Source organism: Leisingera sp. ABM4_060 (genome assembly GCF_056158765.1).
In genome coordinates, this window is the sequence record NZ_JBSWTX010000001.1 from 1,357,879 (window position 1) to 1,377,578 (window position 19,700).

General features: G+C 64.3%; 23 protein-coding genes. 10 read left to right on the forward strand and 13 right to left on the reverse strand.

Features of this window, described 5'->3' with window-relative positions; all coding sequences use genetic code 11:
- Positions 1-58 precede the first annotated feature (58 nt).
- Positions 59-613 (reverse strand): hypothetical protein, encoded by a 555-nt coding sequence (locus ACXAEH_RS06660; protein ID WP_475031676.1) that lies wholly within the window; start codon positions 611-613, stop codon positions 59-61.
- Positions 614-888: 275 nt separating this feature from the next.
- Between ACXAEH_RS06660 and ACXAEH_RS06665 the strand changes: the two genes are divergently transcribed.
- Both ACXAEH_RS06665 and ACXAEH_RS06670 read left to right on the forward strand, forming a co-directional pair.
- Positions 889-1,830, forward strand: coding sequence for a nucleoside hydrolase (locus ACXAEH_RS06665; RefSeq protein ID WP_475031677.1), 942 nt, complete (start codon positions 889-891; stop codon positions 1,828-1,830).
- Positions 1,827-2,276 (forward strand): GNAT family N-acetyltransferase, encoded by a 450-nt coding sequence (locus ACXAEH_RS06670; RefSeq protein ID WP_475031679.1) that lies wholly within the window; start codon positions 1,827-1,829, stop codon positions 2,274-2,276. Before ACXAEH_RS06665 ends, ACXAEH_RS06670 begins: the two co-directional genes overlap by 4 nt.
- 80 nt (positions 2,277-2,356) lie before the next feature.
- On the opposite strand, the gene ACXAEH_RS06675 is transcribed toward ACXAEH_RS06670, so the two are convergent.
- The 7 genes from ACXAEH_RS06675 to ACXAEH_RS06705 all read right to left on the reverse strand — a co-directional run bounded on the left by ACXAEH_RS06675 (position 2,357) and on the right by ACXAEH_RS06705 (position 7,285).
- A complete protein-coding gene (locus tag ACXAEH_RS06675; RefSeq protein WP_475031680.1) occupies positions 2,357-2,788 on the reverse strand; it encodes a GNAT family N-acetyltransferase in 432 nt (143 codons plus the stop codon).
- A gap of 161 nt (positions 2,789-2,949) precedes the next feature.
- On the reverse strand, positions 2,950-3,117 hold the full coding sequence (locus ACXAEH_RS06680; protein WP_475031681.1) for a hypothetical protein: 168 nt from the start codon (positions 3,115-3,117) through the stop codon (positions 2,950-2,952).
- Between the two features lie 102 nt (positions 3,118-3,219).
- The gene (locus ACXAEH_RS06685) at positions 3,220-3,672 is read right to left on the reverse strand and encodes an MEKHLA domain-containing protein (protein ID WP_475031682.1); all 453 of its coding nucleotides are present in this window, start codon (positions 3,670-3,672) and stop codon (positions 3,220-3,222) included.
- Between the two features lie 53 nt (positions 3,673-3,725).
- On the reverse strand, positions 3,726-4,214 hold the full coding sequence (locus ACXAEH_RS06690) for a DUF6998 domain-containing protein (protein WP_475031683.1): 489 nt from the start codon (positions 4,212-4,214) through the stop codon (positions 3,726-3,728).
- A 73-nt stretch (positions 4,215-4,287) separates the two neighbouring features.
- Positions 4,288-5,565, reverse strand: a complete 1,278-nt coding sequence (eno, locus tag ACXAEH_RS06695) for a phosphopyruvate hydratase (RefSeq protein WP_475031684.1) — start codon at positions 5,563-5,565, stop codon at positions 4,288-4,290.
- 173 nt (positions 5,566-5,738) lie between these two features.
- On the reverse strand, positions 5,739-6,641 hold the full coding sequence (locus ACXAEH_RS06700; RefSeq protein ID WP_475031685.1) for a DMT family transporter: 903 nt from the start codon (positions 6,639-6,641) through the stop codon (positions 5,739-5,741).
- 230 nt (positions 6,642-6,871) lie between these two features.
- Complete coding sequence (locus tag ACXAEH_RS06705) at positions 6,872-7,285, reverse strand: Fur family transcriptional regulator (RefSeq protein ID WP_475031686.1); 414 nt, start codon at positions 7,283-7,285, stop codon at positions 6,872-6,874.
- Positions 7,286-7,635: 350 nt separating this feature from the next.
- On the opposite strand from ACXAEH_RS06705, the gene ACXAEH_RS06710 reads away from it, so the two are divergent.
- On the forward strand, positions 7,636-8,931 hold the full coding sequence (locus ACXAEH_RS06710) for a DEAD/DEAH box helicase (RefSeq protein WP_475031687.1): 1,296 nt from the start codon (positions 7,636-7,638) through the stop codon (positions 8,929-8,931).
- A 251-nt stretch (positions 8,932-9,182) separates the two neighbouring features.
- On the opposite strand, the gene ACXAEH_RS06715 is transcribed toward ACXAEH_RS06710, so the two are convergent.
- Positions 9,183-9,902 carry an endonuclease/exonuclease/phosphatase family protein gene (locus tag ACXAEH_RS06715; protein WP_475031688.1) on the reverse strand — a complete coding sequence of 240 codons (720 nt, stop codon included), beginning with the start codon at positions 9,900-9,902 and terminating at the stop codon, positions 9,183-9,185.
- A gap of 138 nt (positions 9,903-10,040) precedes the next feature.
- Entirely contained in the window at positions 10,041-11,459 is a 1,419-nt protein-coding gene (locus ACXAEH_RS06720) for a protein adenylyltransferase SelO (RefSeq protein WP_475031689.1), read from the reverse strand.
- Between the two features lie 57 nt (positions 11,460-11,516).
- Here ACXAEH_RS06720 and ACXAEH_RS06725 point away from each other — a divergent pair, with 57 nt between their 5' ends.
- A complete protein-coding gene (locus ACXAEH_RS06725; protein ID WP_475031690.1) occupies positions 11,517-11,936 on the forward strand; it encodes a cupin domain-containing protein in 420 nt (139 codons plus the stop codon).
- 46 nt (positions 11,937-11,982) lie between these two features.
- Positions 11,983-12,885, forward strand: coding sequence for a fatty acid desaturase (locus ACXAEH_RS06730; protein WP_475031691.1), 903 nt, complete (start codon positions 11,983-11,985; stop codon positions 12,883-12,885).
- Between the two features lie 70 nt (positions 12,886-12,955).
- On the opposite strand, the gene ACXAEH_RS06735 is transcribed toward ACXAEH_RS06730, so the two are convergent.
- Positions 12,956-14,065, reverse strand: coding sequence for an anhydro-N-acetylmuramic acid kinase (locus tag ACXAEH_RS06735; protein ID WP_475031693.1), 1,110 nt, complete (start codon positions 14,063-14,065; stop codon positions 12,956-12,958).
- Between the two features lie 141 nt (positions 14,066-14,206).
- Here ACXAEH_RS06735 and tyrS point away from each other — a divergent pair, with 141 nt between their 5' ends.
- Complete coding sequence (gene tyrS, locus ACXAEH_RS06740) at positions 14,207-15,463, forward strand: tyrosine--tRNA ligase (protein ID WP_475031694.1); 1,257 nt, start codon at positions 14,207-14,209, stop codon at positions 15,461-15,463.
- Between the two features lie 450 nt (positions 15,464-15,913).
- On the opposite strand, the gene ACXAEH_RS06745 is transcribed toward tyrS, so the two are convergent.
- Positions 15,914-16,078: a hypothetical protein gene (locus ACXAEH_RS06745; protein ID WP_475031695.1), complete on the reverse strand. Its 165-nt coding sequence runs from the start codon at positions 16,076-16,078 to the stop codon at positions 15,914-15,916.
- Positions 16,079-16,123: 45 nt separating this feature from the next.
- Here ACXAEH_RS06745 and ACXAEH_RS06750 point away from each other — a divergent pair, with 45 nt between their 5' ends.
- Positions 16,124-17,050, forward strand: coding sequence for a GNAT family N-acetyltransferase (locus ACXAEH_RS06750; RefSeq protein WP_475031696.1), 927 nt, complete (start codon positions 16,124-16,126; stop codon positions 17,048-17,050).
- Between the two features lie 126 nt (positions 17,051-17,176).
- Positions 17,177-17,932, forward strand: a complete 756-nt coding sequence (locus ACXAEH_RS06755) for an SDR family NAD(P)-dependent oxidoreductase (RefSeq protein ID WP_475031697.1) — start codon at positions 17,177-17,179, stop codon at positions 17,930-17,932.
- A gap of 244 nt (positions 17,933-18,176) precedes the next feature.
- On the opposite strand, the gene ACXAEH_RS06760 is transcribed toward ACXAEH_RS06755, so the two are convergent.
- Positions 18,177-18,533 (reverse strand): winged helix-turn-helix transcriptional regulator, encoded by a 357-nt coding sequence (locus ACXAEH_RS06760; protein ID WP_475031698.1) that lies wholly within the window; start codon positions 18,531-18,533, stop codon positions 18,177-18,179.
- Positions 18,534-18,628: 95 nt separating this feature from the next.
- Between ACXAEH_RS06760 and ACXAEH_RS06765 the strand changes: the two genes are divergently transcribed.
- Entirely contained in the window at positions 18,629-18,916 is a 288-nt protein-coding gene (locus ACXAEH_RS06765; RefSeq protein ID WP_475031699.1) for a putative quinol monooxygenase, read from the forward strand.
- 145 nt (positions 18,917-19,061) lie between these two features.
- Positions 19,062-19,610 carry a sugar O-acetyltransferase gene (locus ACXAEH_RS06770; RefSeq protein WP_475031700.1) on the forward strand — a complete coding sequence of 183 codons (549 nt, stop codon included), beginning with the start codon at positions 19,062-19,064 and terminating at the stop codon, positions 19,608-19,610.
- The last annotated feature ends 90 nt before the right edge of the window (positions 19,611-19,700 follow it).

Genomic DNA, 19,700 nt, shown 5'->3' on the forward strand with positions numbered 1-19,700 from the left:
TCTTGCTTCAAATACTCAAATCCCCGGCGGCGCAGCCGCCGGGCAGCAGCAGCTGTCCTCAGGCCAGCCCGGCCTTCTTCAGATTGGCCATGATGGTCTTGAAGTCCTCGATGATCTTTTCCTTTTTCATCAGATCCTTCCACAGCTTCTCCGCAGTCTTCTTGTCGCCCACGGCGATATTGACCATCACATCCTTCAGCTTCTTGGCATCTGTGATACCCAGCAGCTTGGCCGCTTTCTTGGGATCGCCCATCCCGTTTTCAGCCACGTATTTCTTGTATTCATCGCTGCCGGTGAAGCCCATCACATCCTTGTTCAGCATCTTCACGACCTCGTCTTTGCCAGTCGCGATGATCTTCTTCCAGTCGCCGCTCTTGAAGTCGCCCTTCTCAGCCAGAACCTTGGCCGCGTTATAGGTCTTGGAGGTGATATTGACCGGCTCCTTGCCCTTTTTCTGGTCCATGTAACGGGCCCACAGCAATTCCGGGTTGCCCTTGTTCTGGGTGAACATGAACTCGTTCAGGCAATAGCGCCGCTTGCAGTAGTCCATGTAAGCAGCGGTCATTTTCTTGTCTTTCAGGATATCGCCAACAACTTTGGGCTCTTTCGCCATCTGATGTATTCCCCATTCAAAATCAACAACGTGCATTTCCCGGCAAAACCGCGCCGCACCAATACCGCCCGGAACCGGGCGTTAAAAATCCGCACCGGCCGCCGGACCATCCCGCCCAGGTTGCCGCCACGTCAAACAAACATAGGAAGCAAACCTCCCGGCTGCAAAGGCCGGGTGCAGAAAACTTCCGGAAATTTGCACAGACCTGCCCGGCAGCGGTTCAATCCCGGGCGGACAAGGCGTAGGCTCGCGGCTCAGCCAATGCGGAGTGAGCCATGAGCGCCAGGAAAATCATCATCGACACCGACCCGGGCCAGGATGATGCGGTGGCGCTTCTGCTAGCGCTGGCCAGCCCGCAAGAGCTTGATCTGCTGGGCATCACCTGCGTTGCCGGCAATGTGCCGCTGGATCTCACCAGCAAGAACGCCCGCATCATCTGCGAGGCCGCAGGCAAAACCGGCGTCCTCATCTACGCCGGCAGCAAGGCGCCGCTGGCGCGCCCGCTGATCACCGCCGAACATGTGCACGGGCAAACCGGCCTCGACGGGCCAGACCTATGGGAGCCGCAGATGCCCCTGGCCGAAGGCCATGGCGTCGATTTCATCATCGAGACCCTGCGCCGCGAACCGGCGGGCACCGTCACCCTGTGCACGCTGGGTCCGCTCACCAATATCGCCGCCGCCTTCAACACCGCGCCCGACATCATCGAACGGGTGCAAGACATCGTGATGATGGGCGGCGCCTATTTCGAGGTCGGCAACATCACTCCCGCGGCTGAGTTCAACATCTACGTCGACCCGGAAGCCGCTGAAATCGTGTTCAGATCCGGCGCGCCAATCACCGTCATGCCGCTGGATGTGACGCATAAGGTGCTGGCCACCAGGCCCCGCATCGCGGCGATCCGCGCACTGGAAACAAGGGTGGCCCATTTCACTGCAGACATGCTCGATTTCTTCGAACGTTTCGACGTGGAGAAATACGGCTCCGAAGGCGGCCCGCTGCATGACCCCTGCGTGATCGCCTGGCTGCTCAAGCCTGAGCTTTTCTCCGGCCGCCATGTGAACGTCGAAATAGAGACCCGCTCCGAACTCACCCTCGGCATGACCGTCGCCGACTGGTGGGGTGTCACGGACCGCAAACCCAACGCCCTGTTCATCGGCGATGCTGATGCAGACGGGTTCTTCACCCTCCTGACCGAAAGGCTCGCCCGCCTATGAGCGCCGCCCTGCATCTCGCCAAGCCTGAGCATCTGGACAGGGTGCTGGCACTGGTTGCCGCCTTCCACGCCGAATCCGGTCTGGACACCACCGACGAGCACCGCCGCGCTGGTATCGAGCCTCTGCTGAACGGCCACCCCTACGGCGCCGTCTACCTGATCGGCCCCACTCGCGCGCCCATTGGCTATATCGTCATCACCTTCGGCTGGTCGGTGGAATTCGGCGGCATGGACGGTTTTGTGGATGAGCTCTATATCCGCCCCGCCGTGCGCGGCCGCGGCATTGCCACCGAAGTTCTGACTGAACTGCCGAAATCACTGGCGGGCGCCGGCATGCGCGCCCTGCACCTGGAGGTGGACCGCGAAAACGAGACCGCCCAGCGGCTCTACCTGCGCACCCGGTTCCAGCCGCGGGGCAAGTACATCCTGATGACCAAGGAACTCTGACGGCTGCCGTTTTCCGGCACGGAAAACGGCCATGAAAAATCGATTTTTCATGGCCGGAATTCGCGCCGAATTCCGGTTGCCTACAGCAGATACCGCAGCCGCGGCCCGACCTCGGCAAAACCGCAGCGCTGGTAAAACGCCAGCGTGCGGTGCCAGGCCGGCTGGTCCGGCGCTCCAACTTCCAGGCGCGTCCAGCCCCGCTTGCGCCCGTGCTCCGCCGCGGCAGCAACCAGCGCTGCCGCCACCCCCTGCGACCGCCACTCCGGCTCCACAAACAGCTCGGTGATTTCCCCAAAGCGCCCGCCCGCATACACCGCGGCGCATTCGTTCAGCATCACCACGCCAACCGGCTGCTCCTGGCTGTACGCTGCAAATCCGCTGACCCGCCCGGATCCCAGCAGCTCATGCGCAACAGCCTCCAGCGGGGCCGGATCGCAGGCTTCACCGCCAGACAGCTCCTCCAGCAGTGCTGCAATGAACCGCGCAGCCAGATGTGCGCCGCCCGCTTCCATTTGTTGAACACGTATCGATACGCCGGACACTTCAGCCTCCAGAAATCCCGCCGGAAATTTGATCAAATCATAGGCAGGAGGCGGCTTAGGGTCCAGCCCGGATCAACGGCGCCCTGCCCCGGCCAGGGCGCCTGCTGCACCGGATGGTCCCCGGCCTTGGCTCACAGCCCCGGCAGCAGCATGTAGTCCGCAGAGATGTTCATCCGCATCACCGGATCGCCGGCGGAGGCAGGCTGGCCGCTGAGGGGATAGACCCCCGCGCCGCCGCATCCCAGAAGTGTTGAAAGAATTGCACAGATCGCCACTGTGCGCAGAACCCGCGTCGTCATGGCCTGTTCCCCTTTCCCGCAGTGCTTGCTGCGCAAGGAAAACGTAACATAACACCCGCGTGAGCGTCTGTGATCCGGGCCACACAAGGCCCGCAATTGCCGCTACAGAAACACGTAGTCCTTGAACGTCGCCGCCTCGCCCAGTTTCCGGCCGTCCGGCCCCAGCAGCGGCCAGATCACCGCATTGCGAATCTCAAACCGCGTTCCTGAGGCACTGATCCGCACGCCTGCGTATTTGTTGATAAAGCCCTTGGCCCGCATCTCGGCAAACATCGCATCCCGCTGGCCGCGGTGCGCAGGCTCTGCGGTCAGACGCGACGGCATCGCGGTAAGCTGCTCCCAGCCCATCTCCCACAGTTCCTGCGCCGCAAGGTTGCCATAGGTCAGCACCGGATCGGCCTCGGTATCGTGCGACAGCACAGGGAACGGCGCGCGGTACAGCGCTTCGGCATCCGCCCCCTCCAGCAGCGGGCGGCCTGTCACCTGGGCAAAGGAGGACAGCAGCAAATCTGCATGGGCGGTTTGATAGCTGTTCTCCGGAGAGGGTGTCTGCATAGTTTACTTTTGTCCTCCGCCGGTTCCGTCGTTGCTGCATGCAGGAAAATTAATCACGCGGCTGGTTTTTTAACCAATGGCAATTGAGCAGAAGCGGTGTTCTTTTCCTGCATCGCCCGCAGCTGCCGCAATGACACCGGGCGCTGGCTCGCAAAGTTGGTTTTCTCATTCAAATGGGTACGGACACATGCCTCCGGCCCGTTGTAAACGATTTCGGCCTTCAGCTCTTTATAGTCAAGCAACAGGACAATCAGAAAATCGGCACCAGTGTTATGCGGCCGAAAGTGTGCCGCGCCTTTAGGGTCACCAGTTGCCTTGATCTGGACAGCCCTTCCGTCGGCCATCATCGCATCGATACCCGGACTATTGTTGGCCGTGATTTCAAGACCAAAAGCGCGGGAGGCGATTGCTTCTCCGATGTCGCCTACAAGCTTGCCATCCAGAGTAAAATTCAATCCTGAACCGGCGAATTCATTTTCCAGCTTTGCCCGTGCTTCAAACAGAGTTTTAACCGCTTCAGGCAGGTTCAAAAATACGCCCATCGAAATGTCCCCTTGAAAAAAGAAGGGCCGATTGACATCAGCCCTTCCGGATCATTCGTCGTAATGGAGGCGCTCAGCGCTTCAGGATCGAACGGCCCGCGTATTCCGCCACTTCGCCCAGCGCTTCCTCGATGCGGATCAGCTGGTTGTACTTGGCGAGCCGGTCCGAACGCGCCAGCGAGCCGGTCTTGATCTGGCCGCAGTTGGTGGCCACGGCGAGGTCGGCGATGGTGGCGTCCTCAGTCTCGCCCGAGCGGTGCGACATCACGTTGGTGTAACGGGCGCGATGCGCCATATCGACCGCCTTCAGGGTCTCGGTCAGCGAACCGATCTGGTTCACCTTCACCAGCATCGAGTTCGCGACGCCGCGCTCGATGCCCTCGGCCAGACGCGCCGGGTTGGTCACGAACAGGTCGTCGCCCACCAGTTGCACGGAATTGCCGATCTTGTCGGTCAGCAGCTTCCAGCCGTCCCAATCGTCCTCGGACATGCCATCCTCGATGGAGATGATCGGGTAGTCGTTGACCAGCGCCGCCAGGTAGTCCGCGTTTTCTTCGGAGGTCAGGGATTTGCCCTCGCCCGCCAGGACGTATTTGCCGTCCTTGTAGTATTCCGTCGCCGCGCAATCGAGCGCCAGATAGATCTCTTCACCCGGCTTGTAGCCTGCCTTCTCGATCGACTTCAGGATGAAGTCCAGCGCCTCGCGGGAGGAGCCGATGTTGGGGGCAAAGCCGCCCTCGTCGCCGATCCCGGTGCTCAGGCCCGCCGCCGACAGCTCTTTCTTCAGGGTGTGGAACACTTCGGAGCCCATGCGCACCGCGTCGCGGATGTTGTCCGCGGCCACCGGCATGATCATGAATTCCTGGATGTCGATCGGGTTGTCGGCATGCTCGCCGCCGTTGATGATGTTCATCATCGGCACCGGCAGGACCCGGGCCGAGGTGCCGCCGATATAGCGGTAGAGCGGCTGGGTGGTGAAATCGGCCGCAGCCTTGGCCACAGCCATCGACACGCCCAGGATGGCGTTGGCGCCCAGGCGGCCCTTGTTCTCGGTGCCGTCCAGCTCGATCATCGCACTGTCCACGGCGACCTGCTCAGTGGCATCAAAGCCGACCAGTTCTTCGGCAATCTCGCCGTTCACCGCGGCAACCGCTTCCAGCACACCCTTGCCCATGTAGCGGGACTTGTCGCCGTCACGCTTTTCCACCGCCTCATAGGCACCGGTCGACGCACCCGAGGGCACGGCGGCGCGGCCCATGGTGCCGTCTTCCAGGATCACGTCGACCTCAACCGTCGGGTTGCCCCGGCTGTCGAGGATCTCACGGGCGTGAATGTCGATAATGGTGCTCATCTGTCCATCCTTGGTTGGGCCTGAAAGAGGCGCGTTCTGTTGCCAGCGTCATACCAGCCGCTGCCGGAAAGTAAACCGGCTGCGTTATCGCTAACACACATAAAAGCGGCGGTTTAGGGCTAACATTGCCCTGTTTGCGCCAACAGGATCAGACAAATGCGCGGGGCGCTGCCCTAGGCCGCAGCCGACGCGGCTGCCGCCGCCCTGCGGGCGCGCCGCGCCAGCCGCTGTTCGCGGACAAAGGTATAAAGCCCGGACGCAATGATCAGCCCCGCCCCCGCAAGTGTCAGCGCATCTGGCCGCTCGCCAAACACGATGACGCCGACCAGAATCGAGAACAGCAGCCTGGTGTAACGGAACGGGGTGACGGCCGAGGCATCGCCGATCCGCATCGCCACCACAATGCCGTAATAGCCCATGACGCCAAAGACGATGCCGCCCAGCATCATGCCGTATTCACCGCCCTCCAGCATGCGCGCCTCGCCCGGAGTGAACGCCAGCAGCAGCCCGCCCGCCAGGATCAGCGATAGGTAAGCCTGGAAGCTGACAACCGAAGACGGCACCGCGCTGTCCATCACCCGGGTCATCAGGTCGCGCGCAGCAACGCCCAGGACGGCAACAAGCACCAGCAGGGCGGCGGGCTCAAACCCGTCCAGCCCGGGCCGGATGATCAGCAGCACGCCCGCAAATCCGGTGCAGATCGCCAGCCAGCGCCGCCAGCCCACGTCTTCACCCAGAAACAGTGCCGCGCCCATGGTGATCACCAGCGGCGTTGCCTGAAACACCGCCGCCACGGTAGAGATGTCCACCAGCGCCAGCGCCGAGGCAAACCCCATGGCTGAGATGGCCTCGGTCCCCGCCCGCAGCACCGGCTTCATCCGCCAGGCCCGCGGCGCAAACAGCGCGGTGCCCTGCATCTTTGCCATCACCGCAAACACCAGCCCGCAGCCAACCCCAAGGCAGATCAGGATCTCGCCAACCGGGATGCTGCCCGCAAGGCGCTTGATGAACATGTCTTCAAGCGTGAAAAACGCCATCGAAGCGATGACCAGCAAAATACCCTGCAGGTTGTTCATGTTCGCGCGTCCCGTGTTGCGGACCAGCTGCATGCCAGGCCATCCGGGCACATGACATCAGCGCTGAACGTCCGGCAACTCCGTTTCCGACCCGCTTTCATGACAAGACGTGAGCACACATATCAACACCCGTGATGGATGGGCCGGTTTGCACCGGGCGCAACCGGAATTCGCCACGAATTCCGAGCCGTTTTCTTTACAAGAAAACGGCCTGCCGCAAGCCGCGCAGCCTACCCCTCCTTGCGCGGCACCCCGTAAAGCTCCAGCTTATGGCCGCGCAGCTCATAGCCCAGCTTGCGGGCAATCTTCTCCTGCAACGCCTCGATCTCCGGATCGCAGAACTCGATCACAGCACCTGTGTTCATGTCGATCAGATGATCATGATGCTCGCGCTCGGCATCCTCATAACGCGCGCGCCCGTCTCCGAACTCCAGCCGCTCCAGGATCCCCGCCTCTTCGAACAGCTTCACGGTGCGGTAGACGGTGGCAATCGAAATACCGGCATCCATCGCGCTGGCGCGGGCATACAGCTCCTCCACATCCGGATGATCATCGCTCTCCTGCAGCACCCGGGCAATCACCCGGCGCTGGCCGGTCATGCGCAGCCCCTTGGCCTCGCAGCGGGCGATAATCGTCTCTGGCATCGGTGTCCTCATGAAGTTCTGGTCCACCTCTTTAACGGATGCCAAAGGCCGCGAAAACCGGGTTTTGCAGAGATACCCGCTTGACATGCGCTTTATCCACAGCCATGTGGCACCCAGGCATCCCTCCCTGCCGCGTGAGCAGAGACCAAAACCGGCCGCGCCGAATGCGCACAACCAAATGCCCGGGGTCTAGTGATATGCCGCCATTCCCAAAATCACGCGTGGGGATTGCAGAGGCCAGCGGCCTGGCATCCGGCCAGCGCCCGTCTGAGGCCCCTGCCCACCCCATCCGCGGCTCTGATCCGCGGCACCGGCCTGTGCATACTGCCTGGCCGCACAAGGATATGAATGTGACTGAATTTTCGACCATGGGGCTGCCCGAAAAGCTCCTCGCCCGCCTCAAGGACATGGGCCTCAACGACCCCACCCCGATCCAGGCCCGCGCCATCCCCCATGCGCTGAACGGCCAGGACGTGCTGGGCCTGGCGCAGACCGGCACCGGCAAGACCGCCGCTTTTGGCGTGCCGCTGGTGGCGCGGATGCTGGAATACGGCCGCAAGCCCGCCGCGATGACCGTGCGCGGCCTGGTTCTGGCGCCGACCCGCGAGCTGGCCAACCAGATTGCCGACACACTGAAGGGCCTGACCGAAAACACCCCGATGAAGGTCGGCCTGGTGGTGGGCGGTGTCTCCATCAACCCGCAAATCGCCCGCATCGCCAAGGGCACCGACATCCTGGTCGCCACCCCCGGCCGCCTGATCGACATCCTCGACCGCGGCGCGCTGGACCTCGGCTCCTGCGACTTCCTGGTGCTGGACGAAGCCGACCAGATGCTGGACCTCGGCTTCATCCATACCCTGCGCAAGATTGCGGCGCTGATCCCGGCCGAGCGCCAGACCATGCTGTTCTCGGCCACCATGCCCAAGCAGATGAACGAGATCGCCAACTCCTACCTGCAAAGCCCGGTGCGGATCGAGGTCTCGCCCCCGGGCAAGGCCGCCGACAAGATCACCCAGTCGGTGCATTTCATCGCTAAGGCCGAAAAGCTCTCGCTGCTGAAAGAGCTGTTGGACGCCCACAAGGATGAGCGTACCCTGGTCTTCGGCCGCACCAAATGGGGCATGGAAAAGCTGATGAAGACGCTGGAGAAATCCGGCTTCGCGGCGGCCGCCATCCACGGCAACAAAAGCCAGGGCCAGCGCGAGCGCGCCTTGGCGGCCTTCAAGGCGGGCGAGATCAAGGTGCTGGTCGCCACCGACGTCGCCGCCCGCGGCCTCGACATCCCGGACGTGAAATACGTCTACAACTACGAGCTGCCGAATGTGCCGGACGCCTATGTCCACCGCATCGGCCGTACCGCGCGGGCAGGCAAGGACGGCCAGGCCGTGGCCTTCTGTGCGCCGGATGAAATGGACGATCTGAAAGCAATCCAGAAGGTGATGAAAATCTCCATCCCGGTGGCTTCCGGCCGCGCCTGGGAGGCAATGCCCGACCCGGCTGCGCCTGCAGGCAAGCCGGGCGGCCGCCGCGGCGGCCCCGGCGGCAAACCGGGCGGTTTCCGGCGCCGCGGTGGCGGACAGGGCAAACCCCAAGGCAGCAAGCCGGGCGGCCAGCGCCGCGGCGGCGCAAAACAGCGCGCCCGCTGACTTGACGGCCAGACTCCGGCGGCACCGGGTCAAGGGTCCCGCAGGGACCGCGCGGATGCGCGGCTTGCCCTTGACGCGGTTCCGGCGGAATACACACTTGGATACGCGCCTTAAGGGCAAGCCTGCCCTTAAGCGCTTCTCAGCAAAAGTCCTTGCGCTGCGCAGCAGCGCCAGGCCCAAGGCCGCATAAAGGCGGATTGGCACAGCCAATCCGCCTGCGGGCGCGGGAGCTCCTCCCCCGCCTATTGACCTTACGCCAATTGCAAATCCGCCCAGACCGGCAGATGGTCCGAAGCGACATGCGCAGGCCGCCCCATATGCACCCCATGCGCCACCGCGATCAGACGGCGGCAATGGGCAATCCGGTCCAAGGCGCCCAAGGGCCGCAGCGCCGGGAAGCTGGGCCTTGCAGGCACAAAGGTCAATGCCGGGGCAATATGCTCCAGCACCGGCCTGCGCGACCATTCATTGAAATCGCCGGCCAGCACCACCGCGGCATCCTCCGCCGCCGCCGCCCGGGCCAAAGCATGCATTTGCTCCCGCCGCGCCCGGCCGGTCAGGCCCAGATGCGCACCGATCACCTTCACCGCTCCCAGCGGGCTCTCCAGCAGCACCCAGACCGCACCGCGCGGCTCCAGCCCCGGCAGCGGGATATGGCCCTTGCCGCGCAATGCCACGCGATCCCGGAACAGCACCGCATTGCCGTGCCAGCCGAGCGACCCGGCGCCGCCCAGTTCCGCCGCCTGCCAGCCGGTCTCCTCCACCAGGAAATGCGGCAAGGCAGCGGGGCGCGGCGGCAGCCGCTTGTCGGCCTCCTGCAGCACGACAATATCCGCCTCCAGACCCGCCATCACCTGCAGCGTCCGCTCCGGCCTGCGGCGCAGGTCCATGCCGATGCATTTCCGGATGTTGTACGTTGCAACCCGCAGCCTGCCCCGCGGCCGCCCTGGTATCTTCTGTTCCCGGCCCATGCCGCCAGTTTGCGCCGGGAGCCGCCTTTGGCACAACCGTTTCGCGCCGGGCATCGCACAGGAAGGGGGCTGTCTGCCCCCTCTTGAGCTTTCAGCTCAATTCACCCCCGAGGATATTTCCAGCAAGAAGAAGAGGGATCAGGTTCCGCAGAAGGTTGCCTGAACCACTTCTTCCGGCAGCGGCGGGCGCTGCAGGTCCGCGTGTTCAGGCTGGTCTTCATAAGGGGTTGCCAGCACCGCGTTCAGCCGGTGAAACAGCGCGTAATCCCCGGCAACCGCACCGGCGATCATCTCCTCGATCCGGTGGTTGCGCGGGATGAAGGCGGGATTGGCCGCGCGCATCACCGCCTGCGGCTCCGGTTCGCCTTCCAGCCGCGCCTGCCAGTCCTGGTCCCACGCATCGAATGCCGCCGGATCGGTGAACTGATCCCGGGCAGAGCCATCTGCCAGCGCTCTGAAGGTATTGGTGAAATCGCTCTGGTTCTCTGCCATCCGCCCCAGCAGCGCGGTCACCAGATCCAGATCCCCCTCCCGCGCCGAGGAGATCCCCAGTTTGGCGCGGAACCGGCTCAGCCAGGCGCCTTCGGTCAGCTGCGGCATGGCATGCACAACCTCTGTTGCTTCTTCGACACCCGCCTGCGGATCCTCCATCTGCTGGATCAGCGCGGTGGCCAGCTGCGCCAGGTTCCAGACCGCAATTGAAGGCTGGTTGGCATAGGCATAGCGCCGCCCGCGGTCGATCGAGGAGAACACCGTATGCGGGTGGTAGACGTCCATAAAGGCGCACGGACCATAGTCGATGGTTTCGCCCGAGATTGCGCAATTGTCAGTATTCATCACCCCGTGGATGAAGCCCACGGCCATCCAGGCGGCAATCAGCTCTGCCTGGGCATCGCGCACCGCGCGCAGCAGCCCCATCGGCCCTTCCGCACCCGGATAATGGCGGGCAATGGCATACTCCGTCAGCTGCTGCAGGCTGTGTTTGTCGCCGCGTGCCGCAAACACCTGGAAAGTCCCGACCCGCAGGTGGCTGGAGGCCACCCGGGTCAGCACCGCACCAGGCAGTCCGCCCTCGCGCCAGACCGTCTCGCCGGTCTCCACCGCCGCCAGCGCCCGGGTGGTCGGAATGCCAAGCGCGTGCATCGCTTCGCTGACCACATATTCGCGCAGCACCGGCCCCAGCCAGGCCCGCCCGTCGCCATTGCGTGAATAGGGCGTCCGGCCCGAGCCCTTCAGCTGGATATCGCGGCGTTTGCCATCCGCGCCCACTGTCTCGCCCAGCAGGATCGCGCGCCCGTCGCCCAGCTGCGGATTATAGGTGCCGAACTGATGGCCGGAGTAAAGCTGCGCCAGCGGCTCCGCCCCCTCCGGCACCTGGTTGCCGCCAAAGACCTCGGCCATCTCTGCCGCCTCACCGGGCGCGACGCCCAGGATCCTTGCCAGGTTATCGTTGAAGGCCACAAGTTTTGGCGCCTTCACCGGCTGCGGCGGCAATTTGCTGTAGAAGCCCTGCGGCAGGGCGGCATAGGTGTTGTCAAAGGGGATCGTGAGTGTCATGGCCCAAACATATGGCTGGGATGCGGATTTACCAGCGCCAATGCAGGGAGAGCAGCAATGACCGCGGATCAGATCATCACACATCTTGGCCTGCAGCAGCACCCGGAGGGCGGCTGGTACCGGGAAACCTGGCGCGCATCGAATGAGGGGCGCCCCGCAGGCACTTGTATTTACTTTCTTTTAAAGGAAGGCGAGAGCAGCCACTGGCACCGGGTGGATGCCGCCGAAATCTGGCTCTACCACGCAGGCGCGCCGCTGGTGCTGTCGCTGGCGGCAACGGACGCAGGCCCCGCGCAGGACCATCTGCTGACCCCGGACCTGGCAAAGGGCGCGCCGCAGTTGATCGTGCCCGACGGCCACTGGCAGGCGGCCCGCACCACTGGTGCGTTCACCCTGGTCAGCTGCACCGTCTCGCCCGGGTTTCAGTTCGAGGGTTTCGAGCTGGCCGCACCCGGTTTCGACATCCCGCGCGGCTGAGTCCGGCCTCTTGTGCGAATCAATCCACTGGACAATATTGTCCAGTATGTCTGATGCAGTCGACCACACCGCGCTGATCAAGGCGCTGCCCGCCGAAACCAAAACCCGTTTGACCAAACGTTCCGATGCCGCAGGGTTGCGTCATCTGGCGTTGTATCTGGGGGCTCTGGCTCTGTGTATGCTGGGGATCGCGGTGAAGGTCCCTCTGTGGCCGCTGCTGATGCTGCCGCAAGGCGTGCTGCTGGTTTTCCTGTTCACGCTGTCGCATGAATGCACCCATAAAACCCCGTTCAAAAGCGGCTGGATGAACGAGGCCGCAGGCCACTTTTGCGCCCTGGCCATCGCGCTGCCTTTTGTCTGGTTCCGCTACTACCATCTGGCGCATCACAAGTTCACCAACGACCCTGAGCGCGACCCGGAGCTGGAACACGGCGGCCGGCCGGAAACCTTCGGCCAGTGGATCCTGTACCTCAGCGGCTGGGGCTATTGGAAAGGCATGGCCAGGACCATCTGGCGCAACGCCTTCGGCACCATCACCTCGCCCTACCTGCCGGAACGCCGCCACGCGCACATGCGGCTGGAGGCCCGGGTTCTGCTGGCCATCTATGCCGCCGCACTGCTGAGCCTTTTGGTCTCGCCGCTGGTGCTGTGGCTGTGGATCGTGCCGCTGCTGATCGGCCAGCCGTTTTTGCGCGCTTACCTGCTGGCGGAGCACGGCCTCTGCCCGCCGGTCGCCAACATGCTGGAAAACTCCCGCACCACCTTCACCAACCGGCTGGTGCGCTTTCTGGCCTGGAACATGCCCTATCATGCCGAGCATCATTCCTTCCCGAACGTGCCCTTCCACCAGCTGCCGGCTTTCCACGCGATTACCCAGGCGCACCTGAAGTCGACATCGAACGGGTATGGAGAATTCACGGCGGACTATGTGAAGCAGCTGGCACGCTAAGCCGGTCATTGAAACGCAACAAAATTCCGGCACGGAATTTTGGCCGGAATTCTTGCAGAATTCCGGCGCGTCATGCCCCCGGCACGCTGACCACCCCGCCGCCGACACAGGCGCTCACTCCGGTGGTGCCCGGCGCCGAGGTCGGCATCCCGCGCGCCACCCGCACTGCCAGATGGGCAAAGGCCTGCGCCTCCAGCATGTCGCCGTCCAGCCCGGCGTCCTCGATGGGCTTCACCGGGCAGTCCAGCGACACTCGCAGCATCTCCATCAGAACCGGGTTGCGGCGGCCGCCGCCGGTGGCCAGAACCACCTCCGGCGGCTCCGGGCAATGCTGCATTCCCTGGGCAACCGAAGCCGCGCACATCGCTGTCAGAGTGGCTGCCGCATCAGCATCATTCAGCTCGCGCACCAGCGTGACCATCTCGGCAAAATCGTTACGGTCCAGCGACTTGGGCGGCATTCTTGAGAAATAGGGCTCGGCCAGGAACAGCTCCAGCGCACCGGTTTCAACTGTGCCTGACATCGCCACCTTGCCATCCGCATCCCAGGGAATGCCCAAGCGTTCCTGCACCAGATCATTGACCGGCGCATTGGCCGGGCCGGTGTCAAAGGCCAAGAGCGCCCCCGGCTCCTCCGGCCTCTCGAACCGCGGATCCACATAGGTGAGGTTCCCCACCCCGCCCAGATTCAGAAAACACAGGGGCCTCTCAGCACCGATGTATTTCGCACAGGCAAAGTGAAAGAATGGCGCCAGAGGCGCGCCCTCGCCGCCCATCGCCACATCGTCGGAGCGGAAATCCCAGACCACCGGCTTGCCCAGTTTCTCTGCCAAAGCCGCCCCATCGCCCACCTGCAGCGTGCCCTGCAGCCGCGGCGCATGGGCCAGGGTCTGGCCGTGAAAGCCGATGATCTCCACATCCCCGAATTCCGCCAGCGCCGCCGCATGAGCCGCATCGCAGACCTCTGCCGCGGCCTCCACTTCGGGCCCGGTCCACTTGCCGAGGCCGGCGCGCAGCACGCCGCGCTCCTCTTCCGTATATTCGCGGTAGCTGCTCTCGCCAAAGCTCTGAATGCGCGCGCCGTCGGTCACCACCACCGCCGCATCCACCCCGTCCAGCGAGGTGCCGCTCATCGCCCCCAGCGCCCGCACCATACCCGTTTTTGCAATGGCCTTGCTCATCGCCCCTGCCTTTCCAACACACCGGACCGTCCCGCCCGTTGCACAGGATACTACCGCGCAACATTTGCCGGGAAAACAGGTTCCAACCGGCAGCGATGCGATTTATAGGGCATGGTGCAAAACCATAGACCGAGGCATGTTATGACCTACACACCGAAATCGGATTTCGTCGCAGTCATGATGGAACGCGGGTTCCTCGCGGACTGCACCGATTATCAGGGCCTGGATGACGCCTTGATCAGCGGCGTGCGCCCGGCCTATATCGGCTTTGACGCCACCGCGAAATCGCTGCACGTGGGCTCGCTCATTCAGATCATGATGCTGCGCTGGTTCCAGAAGACCGGCCACCAGCCGATCACCCTGATGGGCGGCGGCACCACCAAGGTAGGCGACCCCTCCTTCCGCGCCGATGAACGCCCGCTGCTGGATGAAGCCGCGATCAACGACAACATCGCAGGCATCAAGAAGGTCTTCTCGGCCTACATCGACTATGACACCGATGCGCCCAACAAGGCGCTGATGCTGAACAATGCCGAATGGCTTGACGGGCTGAACTACCTGGAATTCCTGCGCGACATCGGCCGCCATTTCTCGGTCAACCGGATGCTGTCCTTCGAGAGCGTGAAATCGCGCCTCGACCGCGAGCAGTCGCTGTCGTTCCTCGAATTCAACTACATGATCCTGCAGGCCTATGACTTCCTGGAGCTGAACCGCCGCTACGGCTGCATCCTGCAGATGGGCGGTTCGGACCAATGGGGCAATATCGTCAACGGCATCGACCTCACGCGCCGGGTGCTGGACAATTCGATCTTCGGCCTCACCTCACCGCTCCTGACCACCTCCGACGGCAAGAAAATGGGCAAATCCCAGGACGGCGCCGTGTGGCTCAACGCCGAGATGCGCTCCCCTTATGAGTTCTGGCAGTTCTGGCGCAACACCACCGACGCCGATGTGGGCCGTTTCCTGAAGCTTTACACCGAGCTGCCGGTCGAGGAATGCGAACGCCTCGGCGCGCTGGCTGGATCTGAAGTGAACGCCGCCAAGGTGATCCTGGCCAATGAGGTGACCACCCTCTGCCACGGCGCCGAAGCGGCGGCGGCCGCCGAAGCCACCGCCCGCGAGGTGTTCGAGAAAGGCGGCGTCGGCGACGACCTGCCCACCCTGTCGCTGTCCCCTGCCGACCTCGGTGACGGCATCTCGATCGTGCAGCTGATCGTTAAGTCCGGCCTCGCCAAATCCGGCAAGGACGCCAAGCGCCTGATTGCCGAGAACGGCGCCAAAATCGACGACCAGCCGCTGACCGACGCAGGCCTGATGATTGATGCCGGCGCCCTGTCCTCGCCGATCAAGCTGAGCGCCGGCAAGAAACGCCACGCGCTGGTGCGTCTGGAAGGCTGAACCGCCTGGCCTGAAACGTAACCTGGCCTGAAACGTAAAAAGGGAGCCGCCGCGCTCCCTTTTTTCATGCCGCAGGCCCTCCCGCCCGTTCCAGCCCCATCAAAGACGGGCCTTCACGGTTGGGCCCGGCGCCGCCGCGCGGCGCGGCAGCGGTTTTACGCAACGGCTCACCCAGGCTGTCCCCGGGTCAAGGGCCGCGCACGCGGCCGTGCGCAGCACGGTTCACCCTTGAGGCGGGGAGAGCCGGGATACCCTGAAACAGGCGCCTTGAGGGCAGACCTGCCCTTAAGCGCCTCTCAGCATCTCTGTTGCTGCGCACCCAGGGCTCCGCCCGTTCCTCGCTGAAACCGTCCCCCGGACGGTTTCCCTAACGCTCGTCACCCCAAGGCCGCACAAAGGCGTATTGGCGCAGCCAATGCACCTGCGGGCGCGGGAGCCCCCCGCCAGCCGCTAGAACAGCAGCAGATCCAGCAGCGTCAGCAGCACAAACACCGGCACCGACAGGCCGATGGCAATCAGCAAGGCCGCCGCCTTGGTCAGCCTCGGCGCAGGCGCCGATTGGCCCAAAACTTTCGCAGGCGCCGATCGGCCCAAAACTTTCGTCAAATTTTTCATACCGCCATTAACCGCGATTTAGGTTTCCAACCGGTAAATGGTGCCATGTTCGATCTTCCCCAAGCCGATGCGATGCCCCGCCACACCGCCGCCGGACAGCCCCGCGCGCTCCAGCAATCGCCGGAGTTTGCCCGGGCACTGCAGGCCTGCGGTGAAAGGCCGCTGATCCTCGGCTCCCTGGAAGATACGCTGGTTCTGCACCGCCGCTTTCCCGGCGGCTTCAGCGCAGCCATGGTCAACCGTGCCCCCCTTGGCAATCCGCAGCCCCTGCTGGACCTGCTGCAGCAACAGGGCCTTACCCGCACACCGGTGATCCTGTCGCCGGAAACCCCGGCCCCGGCGCTTGCCCGCTGCGGCGCCCTGCCCTTGATGAGCCCTGCCCATACAGCCTTCCTGGACCTCAGCGGCAACCCGGACCAGCGCCGCGCCGCGCTGCACCAGAAATGGCGCAACCGGCTCAAACACGGCGAATCCCGAAACCTCCGCCTCACCCGGCAGAACCTGCCCATCGCCCCTGCGCACTGGCTGTTCCAGGCTGAGGCCCGGCAGCAGGCCAGACGCCGCTACCGCAGCTGGCCCATCGGCCTGACACTGGCCTATGCCCAGGTGAACAAGGGGCAGGCCAAGCTGTTCCAGGCCATCGACCGCAAGGAACCCGTGGCCGCCATCCTGATCCTCACCCACGGCCAGGGCGCCACCTACCACGTCGCCCACACCACCGCGCTCGGCAAACAGCTCAGCGCCCATAATCTGCTGCTGTGGGAGGCCATGTCCTGGCTCGCCGCCAAGGGCATCTCCCGGCTCGACCTCGGCCTGATCAATACCGAGGACGCGCCCGGCCTTGCCCGCTTCAAGCTCGGCACCGGCGCAAAACTGCACGCCTTGGGCGGCACATGGGGCTATTGGCCGCCGCTCGGCCGCCTGCTGCGCCCGCTGGCGGCACTGGACCGCAGGCTGATGGCCAGGTCCTGACCGCACGGCACGGCCCGGCCGCACGGCACGGCCCGGCTGCGCCCGCGACGTCCCGTCCCGCTGGACAGGAGCACGCCGCCTCCATTATATGAACGCACGTTCATATAACCGGGAGGAGCCCCGCTCATGAAACTCGCAGATACCGCCGCCGTCATCACCGGCGCCGCCTCTGGCCTGGGCGAGGCAACCGCCCGCTACTTTGCCGAACAGGGCGCCCAGGTCACCATCCTGGACCGCGACGCCGATCGCGGCACCCAGGTGGCAGAGGAGATCGGCGGGCATTTCGCCCAGACCGATGTGACCAGCGAAGACTCCGTCGCCGCCGCCATCGCCCATGCAGCAGCGAAAATGGGCAGGATCACCGCTTGCGTGAACTGCGCGGGCATCGCCATTGGCGCCAAAACAGTTGGTAAGGACGGCGCGCACCCGCTGGATGCCTACAAGCGCACCATTGACATCAACCTGGTTGGCACCTTCAACGTCGCCCGCCTGGCCGCGGTGGAGATCGCCAGGAACGCCCCCGATGCCGACAACGCCCGCGGCGTGATCATCAACACCGCCTCCATCGCCGCCTTCGACGGGCAGAAAGGCCAGGCCGCCTATGCCGCCTCCAAGGGCGGCGTTGCCGGCATGTGCCTGCCAATGGCCCGCGATCTCGCCTCCTCGGGCATCCGGGTGATGACTATCGCGCCCGGCATCTTCATGACCCCGATGCTGGCCGGCCTGCCGGAAGAGGTGCAGCAGCAGCTCGCCGCCGATGTCCCCAACCCCGCCCGCCTGGGCGATCCGCGCGAATACGGCCGCCTCGCCGGTTTCATCGTCGAAATGGGCTACCTCAACGGCGAAGTCATCCGCATCGACGGCGCTCTGCGCATGCGCTAAGCCCCCTCCGTTGAGGGTGGGTCAAGGACGGCACAGCCGCCGTGCGAAGCACGGTTCATCCTTGAGGCGGCCTCAACAAAACACACACTCGGCATGGCACCTTGAGGGGCACAGCTGCCCCTCAAGCGCTTCTCAGCAAAACCTTTTGCGCTGCGCAAGCAGCGCCCGGCCCAAGGCCGCACAAAGGCGCCTTGGCGCAGCCAAGGCGCCTGCGGGCGCGGGAGCGCCCTGCCAGCCCTCCGTTTCACCCGTCGGCCCCCGCACCCCAGGCCGCCAGCGCCTCGATCACCGGGCGCAGCGCCCGGCCTCTGGCGGTCAGGCTGTATTCCACCCGCGGCGGCACCTCGGCATAGACCTTGCGGTGCACGATGCCATCCGCCTCCAGTTCCCGCAGCTGCTTGGTCAGGCTGCGCTGCGTCACATCCCCCAGCGCCCGCCCCAGGGCGTTGAACCGCAGGGTGCCCGGCAGCAGGTGATAGACGATCAGCCCCTTCCACTTGCCCGAAATCTGCTCCAGCGCCGCCTCCACCGGGCAGCCGCCGCTGCAGTCATAAGTCTCGAACCGGGCTGTCCGGGCGTCCTTGCCGCTCACAGTATCCATTTGGTGCCTACCCTCACAAAACATGCGTTCTTGCGCAGAAAATACCGCACCTCCATATCCCCTCCCATCAAACCACTCAAGCACAGGAGGCCCCGATGGCCCTCACCATTCTCGCCCAGATCACCGCCCAGCCCGGTCAGGAAGCCCTGGTCAAAGCCGAACTCGAAAAGCTGGTGCCGATCACCCGCGCCGAGGACGGCTGCATCCGCTATGACCTGCACCAGGACAACCAGACGCCCGGCTTCTTTGTGTTCTATGAAACCTGGGAAACGCGGGATCTGTGGCAGCAGCACATGAACGCGCCGCATCTGGCCGCCTATATGGCCGCGACCGAGGGCGCAGTGGCCGCCTTCACCCTCAATGAGATGACCAAAACCGGCTAAACCGCCCGCCCGGCACCGCGCCAGCGGTGCCCGGCCCAAGGCCGCACAAAGGTGCTCTGGCGCAGCCAGGGCACCTGCGGGCGCGGGAGCCCCGGCCGTTGACAATCCCGCCCGCCGGCCCTTCACTCCCCGCCAGGAGGCTCCGATGACCAGAACCGAACACCAGAAAATGCAGGCTGGCGGCTGGTACTGTTGCCTGGACAGCGAACTGGCGGCGTTGCGCCATCAGGCCCGGGTGGCGGTGCAGCAGCACAACACAAGACCTCCCGATCCGGCGGAAACCCTCAGCCCCGCGCTGGCCGCGCTCTTCGCCGCACACGGCGAAAACTGCCTGGTCGAGACCCCGTTCCACTGTTCCTACGGCCTCAACATCCGCCTGGGCCGCAATGTCTATATGAACGCCGGCTGCACCATTCTGGACAGCGCGCCGGTGACCATTGGCGACGGAACCATGCTGGGGCCGAATGTGCAGATCTACTGCGCCCAGCACCACAAAGACAGGGCGTTGCGGGCCCAGGGGCTGGAGATTGCCCTGCCGGTCACCCTGGGCGCTGACGTCTGGATCGGCGGCGGCGCCATCCTCCTGCCCGGTGTCACCATCGGCGATGGCGCCATCGTGGGGGCCGGCGCTGTGGTCACCAAAGACGTGGCCGCCGGGCAGACCGTCACAGGCAACCCGGCCCGCCCCCGCTGACGGTCCTCAACCCGTTAAGCCAGCGCCCGCCGCCTTAACCCGCGGTTCATTTTTCCTGATGATTTCCAAAGTTTTACGGCAGCCTCTTTG